Source organism: Alkalicoccus saliphilus, from assembly GCF_003044065.1.
GTDB classification, from domain to species: domain Bacteria; phylum Bacillota; class Bacilli; order Bacillales; family Salisediminibacteriaceae; genus Alkalicoccus; species Alkalicoccus saliphilus.
On the sequence record NZ_PZJJ01000008.1, the window covers coordinates 102284 to 115090 of the forward strand.

The following is a 12807-nucleotide window of genomic DNA, read 5'->3' on the forward strand; positions in this document are numbered from 1 at the left end:
TTTGGTCTTTTATTAAACAAAAAGTTTAATAGAAACCATCCATATCATTCGTTTTTATTTAAAAACTTCACTTATGAAATTGATTTGGCTGTATAATATTTATTAAACTTGTTTTAATATCCTTTAAAGCTACTATACCCGGTCATTTTTAATAGGACAACGTGTTTATTCCTGTAATTTTATATTATAAGTAATCCTATCGTTGTTCAAGGTTTAGTCAGGTTTTATTTCAATTCTTTTACTTGATTACGAAAAGAGACCTTTATAATTAAAATGAGTAAATACTTTTCTTTACGAATGATTCTTAGTAAACAACATGTGAGATCCGCTGTTTTTATCACTCTTATTCTTAACCATTACAGGAGGCAGTTATGTTTAACAGACCCCAAATTGGAATAGATTTAGGCACTGTCACTATGATGGCATGCCGGAAAGGCAGAGAGGAGCTTATTCTGGAGCCGTCCCTTGCTGCTATTCTTGAAGGAGGAACCGAGCCGGCTGCTTTCGGACAGGAAGCTCTGCGTCTCATACAACAAAAACCTTCCAGCTTCACACCGGTCCAGCCGATTAAAGGCGGAACTATTGCTGATGAGAAGTCAGCTGTGGAACTTCTTGCATACATACTGAACAAAACAGGAAGCAGCCGCAGTCTTTTTTCAAGAAAGCCGGAAGCAGCCGTATGTATTTCCACCGGAGCAACCGACGTGGAAAAACGGGCAGTGGTGAAAGCTTTATATATAAGCGGAGCCGGCAGGGTTCGTCTGATCGAGGAGCCACTGGCAGCAGCTCTAGGATCAGGCATTGCTGCGGAGGAAGCAGAGGCTCATATGATTGTATCGATCGGCGGTGGGAAATCGGAGGCAGCTGTAATGGCGGCCGGACGAATTATCCTCTCTCACACTGCCCGCACCGGGGGAAGAGATCTGGATGAAGCTTTCAGCAGATTTATGAGTGAAAATTATAACCTTCTCATTTCTCCTTCCACGGCAGAAGAGACCAAACTTAAAATTGGTTCTGCTCCGGGATTTCACCAGTCCGAGAGTTATGTTATCCGGGGAATTGATGCTGTCTCCGGCCTCCCCCGGTCGGTTGAAATTCAACCATCAATTCTCGAGAAAATATACGAAGCTCCTTTGAAAAAAATTCTGCATACCGCGCTCCGGTCACTACAGTCTTTACCTCCGGAAACCAGTGGAGAGCTGCTCGACCGGGGAGTTGTCTTATGCGGGGGCGGAGCTCTGCTTCCGGGGCTGGCATCCTGGATGTCCGACATAATGCAAATACCTGTACAGCTTTCTCCCTGCCCTGTTGAAGCTGCAGTGAAAGGCGCCTCCCTTTCTTTCAACTTATCTGAATCAGGGGAGTCACTATAGCTTATCTCTGCTTTTCGAAAAAACATCTGGAAGAAAGTTTTATTTGCAGCTTCCACTTTAAGGAGTCGGGCTGTCGGATGGACTCATTATAAAGTAAAAAGCAGGACGGCAGAAGGTATATCCTCTGCCGTCCCGCTTTTTTTACTCAATCCATTCCAGATCGCCGTTTTCGATATGGAATAAAGCCCCGAGCACCGGAACTTCTCTATCCAGTTCTGTGTAAGTATCTGCTTTTTTTATATTTTCAATCTGAACTTTCACATTGTGGCGTTCCAGGGTTTCACCGTCCTCCGCTGTTGTGCCTTTTTCACAGGAATCTACAGACTCTCTGACGTATTTCAGCCATCTTTCCAGAGAGTCCGGATGTCCGGTTTGTTTTGTTCCCTGCACTCCACCGCAGAAGGTGTGGCCAAGAACCAGCACATAGTCCACTTTCAGTACGTGCAGAGCATAAAACAGACTTGCCTGAAACCCACTATCCTCCGAAGGCGCCTGGTTGGCAATATTACGGTGAATAAAAAGCTCCCCAAGCGGCTGGCCGGTAACGGTCGATGGGTCAGTTCTGGAGTCACAGCAGGCGAGCACGAAAAAAGTCGGCTGCTGGCCTTTGGATAAATGCTGAAAGTACTCTTTATTTTCATTTACACGGGATTCCTTAAATTGTTTCTGAGCATTTTCAAGATCTTTTACATTCATTTCCTTCTCTCCTTCATGTACTCAATTTTTCTTAGTTTCTCATGAGAGGGAGTTTTTGACAAGATTTCATTAAATAAGCTACTTCGTTCTTCCCTGAATCATTCGAACGATAAATACTACCAGAGCTATAACAAGCAGGATATGAATGAGGCCTCCCACAAGATCCAGTACGAAACCGATCAGCCATATGGCTATAATAATCCAAATAATTGTCCAGAGCATGGCTTTTACCTCCTTACTTATCATTAAATATACAAAATTTTATTAGGAATACTATTTCCTATCTCTATTACTTCAAAACCTCTCATCCTGTCCGCAGGCAAATGCCAGAGCTTTTGGAAGCACACCAATATCTACAGGGGTTTCTGCCTCTATTTCCCCATCGGTATCCAGCTTTTTTACCGGAGAAGTTTCCAGACGGATGGAACCAGCCTGAAAATGTTTAACTCCTTCTGTATCCCAAACAGGCTCTTTTTTGCCGGATCTATGCAGCCACTCGCGGAATAACATGGCTCCTGCGTCTTCCAGAATAACTATGTCCAGTACTTCATCTCCCATATTTATCGTTGGAAAAGGAAGGCCCACCGTACCAATAAATCTGCCGTTACAGACGAGAATCATAACAGCATCACCGCTTATTTTTTCGCCATCGGCTGTAAGCGTATATGAAAAAGTTTCTGCATCACGCATCGTCTGCCAGGCACTCATGAAATAGCTGACCCGTCCAATTTTTTCTTTAGCTCCTTCATCTATGTTTTCGGAGGTGTCAGCAATTATTCCGACCCCTGCAAAGTTGGTAAATGCCCTTCCGTTATAACAGCCGAGATCTATCCAGACGAGGTTCTGCTCCATCGTAACTTTTGCAGCCTGTACCGGATCCATAGGAAGCCCGAGAGACCGCGCAAAATCATTACAGGTTCCTCCCGGCAGAATCCCGACTCCCGGAACCTTTTTTCTTCTGCGAAGGCTGTCTACGCATAAATGAACCGACCCATCTCCTCCGAAAATCCAGACAAAATCAAACAGATTTTCTTCATCCTCTAAAAATTCTTTTACTTCTTCCGGGTCTTTTCCTTCATGCACGAGAAGTGTTTCCGTTCCCTGTTTAAGTATATCCAGAATTTCTGCTAAAGGTTTTCCATTCTGGGATTTTCCGGCTGACTGGTTGTAAACAAAAAGGCCCCGTTTAATCATCCGTTCCGCCCCTCTCATTAATACGTCCTTTCTTCTCCATTCCACTCTTTAATAACTGGCAATCATCCTTTTTTCATTCCCTGTATCCACATGGTAAAATATACGGCATCCAGGAGGTGGTAACATGACATGGATCAGCTTAATAACATTGACGGCTGTGCTTGTAATAAGTATTCAGTGGTACACAGGTATCCGCCGAATGCCGTTTGTTCGTCAAACAGAAATACAAAAGCAGCTCCCTTCCGTTACTATTATTGCTGCTGCAAAAAATGAAGAAAAAAGAATAAGGGAAGCAGCTGATTCGTTTCTGTCACTTGACTATCCTGACCTCGAAATCGTTATCGTCAATGACCGGTCGACTGACCAGACAGGAGAGATACTTCAGGATGTTAAAAAAAATCATCCTGCCGGAAGCCGGCTTACATTAAAGACGATCCAGAACCTTCCCGAAGGCTGGCTTGGTAAAAACCATGCGCTTTATATAGGTGCTGAAAATTCGGTGAGCGACTGGCTGCTGTTTACGGATGGGGATATTATTTTTCACCCAGAGGCTTTAAAGTACGCTGCCTCCCACGCCGTAAATAACAATCTGGATCATCTTCCCCTGATTCCGCAGAATGAAGGAGGTACTCTTCCCTATCGGGCTTTTCATTACTACTGGAGCATCATTGGAATATGGAATTTTATTCAGCTGAAACATGCCGGTGTGGGGGCTTTTAATTTCCTGCGTCGGGAGGCCTATGAAGCCATCGGTACACACGCAGCTGTAAAGTCAGCTCCAGACGATGATTTAAAACTGGGGAAAATACTGGTGAAAGCGGGTTACCGTCAGCAGCTTGCCTTTGGAATGGGCCTTGTATTTGTTCAGTGGTACGAATCTGTTCCCGAAGTTATTAATGGACTCGAAAAAAATTTATTTGCTTTTATGCGGTACAGCACCGCTCTCGTTTTAACGTTTTCTACAGTTATCTTCCTGCTGCATATTTTTCCGTTTGCTGCGCTGTTTGCTGCCGGTTTTCCCTCCGCTCTTATTTATGCATTCATTCTGATTGTGTACGCAGCAATGTATTTTTATAATAGAAAATTTGCAGGGGACTCTCCCCTTTTTTATTTTACTCTTCCTTTGGCCGCCCTCTTATTTATATACTGTCTGCTCCGCTCTGCCTACAAAGCCCTGCGGCGTGGAGGCATTGACTGGAGAGGTACAACTTATTCTCTGAAAGAACTGAAACGCAAAAAATAATCGTTTTCCTCAGGCTTTCTGGTAAAATAAAATAAACATCCAGTTACTGTATTTTAGAGAGGAGGGCTGGTTTTGACAAAACATCATGCCTGGGTCATTCTCCGACTGCTTTTCGTAATTTTGTTCATATCTGTCATCGTTTTTCTAATTACCTGGATATTCAGTATTTCCTATCCTTTCTGGATTGCCGCTCTTCTCGTATGGATGTTTTATCCAATGATCAGATGGCTCCGAAAGAGAATCAGACTTCCGAATACCATCGCAGTAATCATAGCTCTGCTTATCGGTCTGAGTGCCCTTGGGGGGGCTTTAACAGGACTTGTCTTTCTGATTATATTTGGTGTCCGAAGTATATCGGAATTTGTTCCCCAATGGATTGAATCAACTTCCCGGGATCTTCAGCGCTTTTTCAATGAGTCCATTTTTCCTCTCTGGCAGCAGCTGACAGGTGCCGTTGATTCTCTTACTCCGGAACAGCAGAACGCTTTAAACAATGGTATTACAACACTGGGTACACGGATAGCAGAATCTTTCACAGAAGGCGGTCAGGGACTCACCAACACTTTGACGCAGATCGTCATATTCGTACCCGCCTCCATCGTCGTCCTTGTTTTTGTTTTTATTGGCTTTTACTTCATAGGGAAAGACTGGGAAAGGATATTCAACTATATATATGCTCATACTCCCGATCCGGCTGTTGAAAAAGCCAAAGCTTTTAAGAAAATGTTTCAATACCGGGTCTTCGGCTTTTTACGGGCCCAGGTAGTTCTTATGTTTATCGCTTCCTTCATCGTATTTGCCGGTCTCCTTATACTGCGGGTTGAAAACGCCCTGACGATTGCAATTATAATTGGTGTAGCGGAAATCCTTCCGTATCTTGGTTCAGGAACCATTCTTATTCCGTGGACGCTCTATATGTTTTTCACCGGCAATCTGAGCATGGGGATAGGTCTTGCTGTCGTATACGGAGTAACAGTTCTCGTCAGACAGGCAATTGAACCTAAAGTACTTTCTACAAGCATGAATCTGAATGCACTCGCTGTATTAATTTCTCTTTTTGCAGGTTTTCAGCTTTTTGGGGTTGTAGGTGTATTTATTGGTCCTTTCGTTCTCGTGATTATCGTTATCATGAAAGATATAGGCGTAGTCGACGATCTGCTTTCATTTATCCAGCATGGCTTTAAAGAAGAAGCTGCTCCACCCTTACGCACAAAAAATAAGAGCTGACCATACGGCCGGCTCTTATTTTTAAATCATATATGAATAAAAGGGTTCAGCCGGCACAGTTTACCGGCTGTCTTTTCAGTAATCAGTCAGGCATACATCTTCAATGATTGCAAAATCAATCAAAAAATGAAAGAGAAGAGAGCATCTGCTTTTAGTTATTTTCACTCACAGTTAGAAATCGTTCTTCCCGCTTTTCCTGCATTTCCGCAATGCGATATTCCTGAATAAACGTGTATACAATTCTTAGTTCGTCTTCCGAAAGTCCTTCTACTATTTTAAGGACTTCATGCTTATTAATTTCCACGGAAGCTCCCTCCTTCTTTGTTTCCCTGATTATCTATACCCTTTTCACTATTACTTTAAGCTTCAAATTCAAGTACTTTTCGATTATGAAAAACGTAATAAACGATGTAGGCAAGCAGGGCGGTTCCTACGAGAGCTGCGAAAAATGCGATCGAAAAATATTCCCCGGTTCTTTCGACAGCAATGCCAATAAAAGCCCAGACAAACACAAGAGCGTACACTGCATCACGGAAAATTTTCATAAACGCATAGGCTATGGCTCCCCCTGCGAATAAAACCAGAACTGTCCAGGTGACGTTAGAAAAAATAAAACCGTTCTGGAGGCCGGTGGAGTTAAAGAAAATACCGATATTGACAATTGTTGCTACAGAAATCCAGCCTACATATATGGAGAATGGAAGCTTTGTCCAGAGGGTGACCCCCTCTGTACGGTCAATATGATAGTAAATAAAGCTCAGCGTCACAAGCAGCGCAGCCATTGGAATTATAGTCAGAATGTAAAATTCAAAGTGGAATAAAAAAAGCCAGAGAACATTAAAAAGGCCGCTCCAGGCAAACAGGAACCCGATCCTGCTTATCACTTCCAGATCTGCTCCTCTTCTCGTATACAGGCCTCTTATTGCCCAAAGGAACAGTGTTAAGTATATGAGACTCCAAATACTGAATACATATCCCGCAGGGGTGAATAGCACATTAACCCTTTCAGAAAGCTGACCTGTCGTTAAATTATTTAATGGCAGGGTGTTTGCCAGTGCATTGATGATTACTACAATAATTAAAACAGCTAAATTTATTACTGCATATTGTCTGATCATGTTTGGTCCACCTTTCTCAATTTGTTTAATTATTCCTTTATGTACCCTAAAGCAGCCTCCCTTAATCAAAAAGTCATACGTGACTTCGCTTCTGATGAATATACCCGTGCTTATATACCTATACAATCAACCGGCCAAATATTTGTTGCAACAACTTCCTTCGTTAAATAAGTAATTAAAACTGTCTGAAATGAAGCATAGGTAAAACGAACGTCCACCTTCGTTTCTATAGGAATTTTTCAGGCCCCCTGTGGATGACTTCCAGTCCCGGCTGCCGGGTAAGGTTACCCCGGGGCAGATTAAAATAAACCTGTCAGACAGAAGACTGACAGGTTTATTTTCCTAGTACGGCTGCGAACATTTTTCCGTACTGTCCATCCCGTATTTTTCATCTTATATATCAGCACCACAAGTGCCTTACAATCTTTCAGAGGTTTCACACTTTTTCTTCAGCAAAGGTTTTTTCCAGGGACTGTTCAATATCTTCCCAGATGTCCTCCGGGCTTTCCAGGCCGACAGACAGCCGGACGAGCGAATCTGTAATCCCCATTTTTTTCCTCTGTTCTTCCGGCACTACAGAATGAGTCATCGTAGCCGGGTGCTGAATGAGAGATTCAGCGTCTCCGAGGCTGACTGCTGTCTGCACAACCTTCAGTCCATTCATGAATCGCTGAGCTGCTTTTTTCCCCCCTTCCACCTCGAAACTGATCAGTCCCCCGTAATTATTCATCTGTCTGCCCGCGAGCAGGTGCCCCGAAAAATCCGGATCTCCTGGGTAAATGATGTTGTGAATACGGGAATGCTTTTTAAGCTTTTCAAAAATTATTTTTGCATTATCGCAGTGCCTGTCCATACGAACAGCCAGTGTTTTGAGACCTCTCAGCAGCAGCCAGGCGTCGAACGGGCCAAGTACTGCTCCAACATCCTTCTGTGTCGTCATACGGATTTTCTGCATTTCTTCAGCCGGCCCTACGGCTGCTCCAGCTATAACATCCCCGTGACCGCTGATATATTTTGTAGCACTGTGAATGACATAATCCGCTCCCATTTTCAGAGGCTGCTGAAGATAGGGAGAGCAGAAAGTGTTATCAACTACTACCTTTAAGTTATTTTTCTTTGCCGTACGGATAACCATTTCCAAATCGACAAGTTTCATCGTCGGATTGATTGGTGTTTCCACATAAATTACTTTTGTTTCCGGACGAATCATGTGCTGGATTGCTTCCCCGCTGTCCATCTGCATTAAATCAAAATCTATCTGGAATTTTTCATTTGCCATTTCAAGAAATCCGAATGTACATCCGTATACACCTTCGGATACGAGGACGTGATCTCCAGTTTTTAAAAGATGCATTAACACAGCAGAAACAGCCCCCATTCCGGAAGCAAAAGCGACTCCCTCCTCCCCTTCTTCCAGATCAGCCATTTTCTTTTCAAACTCCGCTGTGGTCGGATTTCCGAGACGGGAATACATATAACCGTCTTCTTCCCCGGCAAACCGCGCCTCTCCCTGCTCAGCGCTGTCGAAAACAAATGTTGAAGTTTGATAAAGCGGGTGCGTAAGACTTCCGTGCTGACTTTTTCTGTCGAAGAACCCATGAATAAGTCTCGTTTCAAGCTCTCTTTTTTTCATAATAATTCCTCCTATAAAATAAAGCGCTTACATTTACAGTATACCTTAAAATGTCTTAAGGAGAGAAGTTACTGGGAAAATATTCTATGAATATATTTTGGAAGCTTCCTGTGACAATTGTTTCTTCCACGGGATAAAAAAGATAGCAGCTGCAGAGTTTCCAGAGTGTTGATTAAGGCTTGGTTTCAGAATAATTATTCTTCTGAGCGTACAGCTTTCTCCTGCACTCCCCGGCGAAAGCAGGGAAATGTCCACGCATGTATAAAAACACTCTATAAACAACCTGAAAACTATGCAGCATAAACTGCTGCATAGTTTCTTGGAAACCTGTATTTAGTTGTCAGGCTCTTCCTCTGATTACTTTTCAGCTTTCTTCCTGAAGAAGAGAGAGCTCTTCCCATCGTTCCATTTTCTGCTCCAGCTCATCTTCCGCACGCTGCTTTTCTTCGTAAAAGTCCCTCGCTTTATCAAAATCAGCGCCTGTTGCTGCAATCTCCTCATCGAGCTTTTCTATTTTTTCTTCAAGTTCTGTTATGACCTCTTCGATTGTATTCCATTCCTGCTGGTCTTTGTAGGAAAGTTTTTTCTTTTTCGTTTTCTGCGGGCCGGCTTCTTTTACAGGTTTAACTTCGGGTATTTTTACTGATTCTTCCTCCAGCCAGTCACTGTAGCTTCCGTAGTACCTTTCCACCTGTCCGCCTTTCGTACGGAAAACAAGCAGTTGATCTACGACCCGGTCCAGAAAATAGCGGTCGTGTGAAACAGTTATTACGACACCTGGAAACTGTTCCAGGTAATCCTCCAGTATGGAGAGGGTTTCTGTATCCAGATCATTTGTCGGCTCATCCAGGAAAAGAACATTTGGTTCTTCCATGAGCACTTTCAATAAATAGAGACGTTTTCTTTCCCCTCCGGAAAGTCTGCGGATGTGCGTCCACTGCTTGGCTCTTGAAAATAAAAACCGTTCCAGCATCTGTTCCGCTGTGATTTCAGCTCCTTCAGCTGTGCGGACTACTTCTGCTGTTTCCTTAATATAGTCGATCATGCGCAGGCTTTCGTCCATTGGCTCATGCTCCTGCGTATAATAGCCGATGCGCACCGTTTCTCCAATGCTGATTTCTCCTGCATCAGGTGTAATTTTGCCGGCAAGAAGGTGCAGCAGTGTCGTTTTCCCGACCCCATTAGGACCGATAATACCGAGACGGTCCCGCCGGTTAACCAGATAACTTATATCACTGAGCACCGTTTCCCCGCCTCTGGAGGCATACACATGTTCCAATTCAATCACGTTTTTACCGAGCCTTTTAGACCCTATGGAAAAATCAAGAGAGCCTTTATGGGTTGGTCCTTCCTCCTCCTGAAGAGCTTCTACCCGCTGCTTTCTTGCTTTCTGCTTCGTAGTACGGGCTTTAGCTCCCCGTTTCAGCCACTCCAGCTCTCTGCGGAGAATATTCTGTCTTTTATCCTCCTGCTGGATCTCCGTTCTTTCTCTTTCCGCTTTCTGCTCAAGAAAACGTTCGTAGTTGCCTATATATTCATACAGCCTTCCTTCATGCAGCTCCATAATTTTTTCTGTTACCCGGTTCAGGAAATACCGGTCGTGGGTAATGACGATAAGCGCACCGCTGTACTGCTTTAAATACCCTTCGAGCCATTCGATAGTGTTGTTATCCAGATGGTTGGTCGGTTCGTCAAGCAGCAGCAGATCCGCCGGCTGAATCAGTGCTTTTGCAAGAGAAACGCGGCGTCTCTGGCCTCCGGAAAGAGATCCTGCCTTCCGGTGGAAATCCTGAATGCCGAGCTTTGTAAGAATCGTTTTTGCCTGGGTATTTGCTTCCCACGCATCTACTTCATCCATTTTAGCCTGCGCACGGGCAAAACGGTCCTGATGTTTTTCGCTGCTGCTTTCAGATGCAAGGCCGGCCAGCGCCGCTTCATATTCGCGCATCGCCCTGATTACAGGAGCATCACCGTAAAAAACAGTTTCCAGGACAGTCAGATTCCCGTCTATTTCCGGATCCTGCGGTACATATTCCAGGTGAAAATCATTGGCGTGAAGAATTTCTCCTCCCTCCAGGCCTTCCACCCCGGAAAGAGCTTTTAACAGGGAAGATTTACCGGTGCCATTTATACCTACCAGTCCAATTCGTTCTTTTTTCTCAACGGAAAATGAGATACGATTAAAAAGGACTTTATCACCATAAGTTTTTTCTAAATTCTCTACGCGGAGCAGACTCATTATTATCATCCTTCATTTTTGTGCATTCTTTTTCTATTGTAACAAAAAACTGAGAGAGTGAAACATTTCCGTTTGGAGAACGTAAAAAAGCAGAGAGATAGACGAAGGGGGAAGAATATATATGCTGCAAATGATTTTGATCATACTTGCTGGAGCGCTGACGTTCCTGCCGCTGCATAAAATCTGGTGGCAGCGGAAAGATTTCCAGAAATGGATCCCGTCAAGATACGGGCTCGGTGTGGTGTACGGGGTGTTTCTCTTTTACATGGGGCTCCTGGATCAGACCGTTACACTGCTGATTACAGCTTACATACCGATTATTGCTGTCTGGCTGATTATTGATAACAGCGTCATTTATATGATGATACGTACTTTCAGGAGAAAGCAGGCTGCAATAGGAGCAGGTGCCGGAATTCTCATACTTACAGTCTTTCTGCTGTTTATATTTTTACAGCCGCTTTTTCTTGCCGATAACAAATATGACATGGCCGGCGGTGAAGAAGTCACCGAAGAAGATCTGGATCCGGTAAGTGAAGAAAGTATTCCGGTCGTTCCCAGAAGCTACGCTGAATACCGCTCGGATATCATGATGGGTCAGCTCGATAACCCAGCTTTTTATAATCTTGGCAACACGAGAATCCAGCGCATGGATGACGCCCTGTACTGGGTTACTCCAATCGAATACGATGGTATTTTCCGCTGGATCCGTTCGGACCACGTGCCTGGTTTTATTATCGTAAGTGCTGAAAATCCTAGAGAGGATCCACAGCTCGTCGAAGCGGAAATGAATTACGTCCCTTCTGCTTTTTTTCATGAAAATCTGGAACGCCACGTCCGTATGTCCTATCCGGATGCCGTGATGCTAGACACAACATTTGAATTAACAGACGAAGGAGAGCCCAGGTATATAGTGAATTACGGCCATTTCACGGAATTCCGCCGGGTGCCGGACGTCGATGGCGTTATCATCATAGATCCGCAGGACGGCTCTATGGAGCAGTATGAAGTTGATGAGACGCCGGAATGGGTGAACCGTGTTTATCCACCGCATATAGCAGAACAGAGAAATACATGGTTTGGTATTTATAAACAGGGCATTGTCAACCGCTTCTTCGGTCGCGAAGGCTTGACTGAGCCTACAGCCTGGGGATCGGATGATGCCGTAACGGGAGTCGTGGACGAAAACCTTCAGCTTAACTGGTTTACAGACCACATGAGGCTTCAGAATGAAGGAGAGGAGGGCTCCCGGTCGATGGTCGGCTTTACGATGTTTGACGCGCGTACCGGTGACCTCCGCTACTTCCGGGATGCCAGCGGGTCACTCAACGGCCGTACCGCTATGGACCTGGCTGAAAGAACGTTCCGCCGGGATGATTACGTGGCCGGAACCCCATCGCTCTATAACATTTACGGGCAGTACACGTGGGTCGTGCCGCTGATGGACAGAAATTCGGTTTTAAGAGAAATTATGCTCGTTAATGCCCGCGACGAGAACATCTACGGATACGGTGACACGAAGCAGGAAGCATTTAACGCTTACCAGCTCGAGCTTTCATCGGAAGTTGATGATGATGTCGTACCCGGGGAGTTAACAGACATGGTGGAGGAAACTGTCACTGTTGAACGAGTTTACCAGTGGGACCGGGAAGAAAGTGTTACCGTTCGTCTCTGGCTGGAAGAACAGGACCGGATTTTCACGTTAAGTACCAGTTCCCACCCGACTGCTGTTTTTCTGGAACCGGGAGATGAAATAACGATCGGTTATATGGACAACAATGAAACCGTCCAGCCTATCGAGGAAATGGAGTTTGACGTTTCCCAGTAAAACTTATACTCGAAGTATGAGGACGTTTGAACCCTCCCTGCTGCGCATAACGAAGTGCCGCCCGGCTTTATACCGGGCGGCACTTCAGAGTGTTGATTAAGTCTTGGTTTCAGAATAATTATTCTTCTGAATGTATAGCTTTCTCCTGCACTCCCCGGCGGAAGCTTGCCGTGGGGCTCGTCATCAGCTATTTTCCAGCCCTTCGGCCATGGAAAAGGATCTTCCGACTTCGCTTTATCCCACCGGCGTCCCCGCCGGT

Annotated in this window: 11 protein-coding genes and 1 pseudogene; 4 read left to right on the forward strand and 8 right to left on the reverse strand. The window is 44.7% G+C overall.

Annotation, left to right across the window (positions count from 1 at the left end; translation table 11 throughout):
- The first annotated feature begins 371 nt into the window (after positions 1–371).
- Positions 372–1373 (forward strand): rod shape-determining protein, encoded by a 1002-nt coding sequence (locus C6Y45_RS06990; protein ID WP_107584511.1) that lies wholly within the window; start codon positions 372–374, stop codon positions 1371–1373.
- A gap of 141 nt (positions 1374–1514) precedes the next feature.
- Here C6Y45_RS06990 and C6Y45_RS06995 read toward each other — a convergent pair whose 3' ends face one another.
- From C6Y45_RS06995 to C6Y45_RS07005, 3 genes are all read right to left on the reverse strand, one after another.
- Complete coding sequence (locus C6Y45_RS06995; protein WP_107584512.1) at positions 1515–2069, reverse strand: carbonic anhydrase; 555 nt, start codon at positions 2067–2069, stop codon at positions 1515–1517.
- Positions 2070–2147: 78 nt separating this feature from the next.
- On the reverse strand, positions 2148–2291 hold the full coding sequence (locus C6Y45_RS07000) for a lmo0937 family membrane protein (RefSeq protein ID WP_107584513.1): 144 nt from the start codon (positions 2289–2291) through the stop codon (positions 2148–2150).
- A gap of 72 nt (positions 2292–2363) precedes the next feature.
- Positions 2364–3263, reverse strand: a complete 900-nt coding sequence (locus C6Y45_RS07005) for a diacylglycerol/lipid kinase family protein (protein WP_160058190.1) — start codon at positions 3261–3263, stop codon at positions 2364–2366.
- Between the two features lie 124 nt (positions 3264–3387).
- Here C6Y45_RS07005 and C6Y45_RS07010 point away from each other — a divergent pair, with 124 nt between their 5' ends.
- Both C6Y45_RS07010 and ytvI read left to right on the forward strand, forming a co-directional pair.
- Positions 3388–4506, forward strand: coding sequence for a glycosyltransferase family 2 protein (locus C6Y45_RS07010; RefSeq protein ID WP_107584515.1), 1119 nt, complete (start codon positions 3388–3390; stop codon positions 4504–4506).
- A gap of 72 nt (positions 4507–4578) precedes the next feature.
- Positions 4579–5733, forward strand: coding sequence for a sporulation integral membrane protein YtvI (ytvI, locus tag C6Y45_RS07015; RefSeq protein ID WP_107584516.1), 1155 nt, complete (start codon positions 4579–4581; stop codon positions 5731–5733).
- Positions 5734–5884: 151 nt separating this feature from the next.
- Here ytvI and C6Y45_RS17785 read toward each other — a convergent pair whose 3' ends face one another.
- The 5 genes and pseudogenes from C6Y45_RS17785 to C6Y45_RS07030 all read right to left on the reverse strand — a co-directional run.
- On the reverse strand, positions 5885–6037 hold the full coding sequence (locus C6Y45_RS17785; RefSeq protein ID WP_170098724.1) for a hypothetical protein: 153 nt from the start codon (positions 6035–6037) through the stop codon (positions 5885–5887).
- A 55-nt stretch (positions 6038–6092) separates the two neighbouring features.
- Entirely contained in the window at positions 6093–6851 is a 759-nt protein-coding gene (locus C6Y45_RS07020; RefSeq protein WP_107584517.1) for a TspO/MBR family protein, read from the reverse strand.
- 436 nt (positions 6852–7287) lie between these two features.
- Positions 7288–8484 (reverse strand): methionine gamma-lyase, encoded by a 1197-nt coding sequence (megL, locus tag C6Y45_RS07025; protein WP_107584518.1) that lies wholly within the window; start codon positions 8482–8484, stop codon positions 7288–7290.
- Positions 8485–8848: 364 nt separating this feature from the next.
- On the reverse strand, positions 8849–9175 hold the full coding sequence (locus tag C6Y45_RS18180) for a hypothetical protein (RefSeq protein ID WP_425427861.1): 327 nt from the start codon (positions 9173–9175) through the stop codon (positions 8849–8851).
- Between the two features lie 153 nt (positions 9176–9328).
- Positions 9329–10732 (reverse strand): annotated as a pseudogene (locus C6Y45_RS07030) (ABC-F family ATP-binding cassette domain-containing protein); the annotation flags it as partial.
- A gap of 112 nt (positions 10733–10844) precedes the next feature.
- Here C6Y45_RS07030 and C6Y45_RS07035 point away from each other — a divergent pair.
- Positions 10845–12548, forward strand: coding sequence for a tripartite tricarboxylate transporter TctB family protein (locus C6Y45_RS07035; RefSeq protein WP_107584520.1), 1704 nt, complete (start codon positions 10845–10847; stop codon positions 12546–12548).
- The last annotated feature ends 259 nt before the right edge of the window (positions 12549–12807 follow it).

Excerpts from the sequence above, each read along its gene's own strand:
- C6Y45_RS06990 (WP_107584511.1), top strand. The coding sequence starts at position 372 with ATGTTTAACAGACCCCAAATTGGAATAGATTTAGGCACTGTCACTATG.
- C6Y45_RS06995 (WP_107584512.1), bottom strand. The coding sequence starts at position 2,069 with ATGAATGTAAAAGATCTTGAAAATGCTCAGAAACAATTTAAGGAATCC.
- C6Y45_RS07000 (WP_107584513.1), bottom strand. The coding sequence starts at position 2,291 with ATGCTCTGGACAATTATTTGGATTATTATAGCCATATGGCTGATCGGT.
- C6Y45_RS07005 (WP_160058190.1), bottom strand. The coding sequence starts at position 3,263 with ATGATTAAACGGGGCCTTTTTGTTTACAACCAGTCAGCCGGAAAATCC.
- C6Y45_RS07010 (WP_107584515.1), top strand. The coding sequence starts at position 3,388 with ATGACATGGATCAGCTTAATAACATTGACGGCTGTGCTTGTAATAAGT.
- C6Y45_RS07020 (WP_107584517.1), bottom strand. The coding sequence starts at position 6,851 with ATGATCAGACAATATGCAGTAATAAATTTAGCTGTTTTAATTATTGTA.
- megL (WP_107584518.1), bottom strand. The coding sequence starts at position 8,484 with ATGAAAAAAAGAGAGCTTGAAACGAGACTTATTCATGGGTTCTTCGAC.
- C6Y45_RS07035 (WP_107584520.1), top strand. The coding sequence starts at position 10,845 with ATGCTGCAAATGATTTTGATCATACTTGCTGGAGCGCTGACGTTCCTG.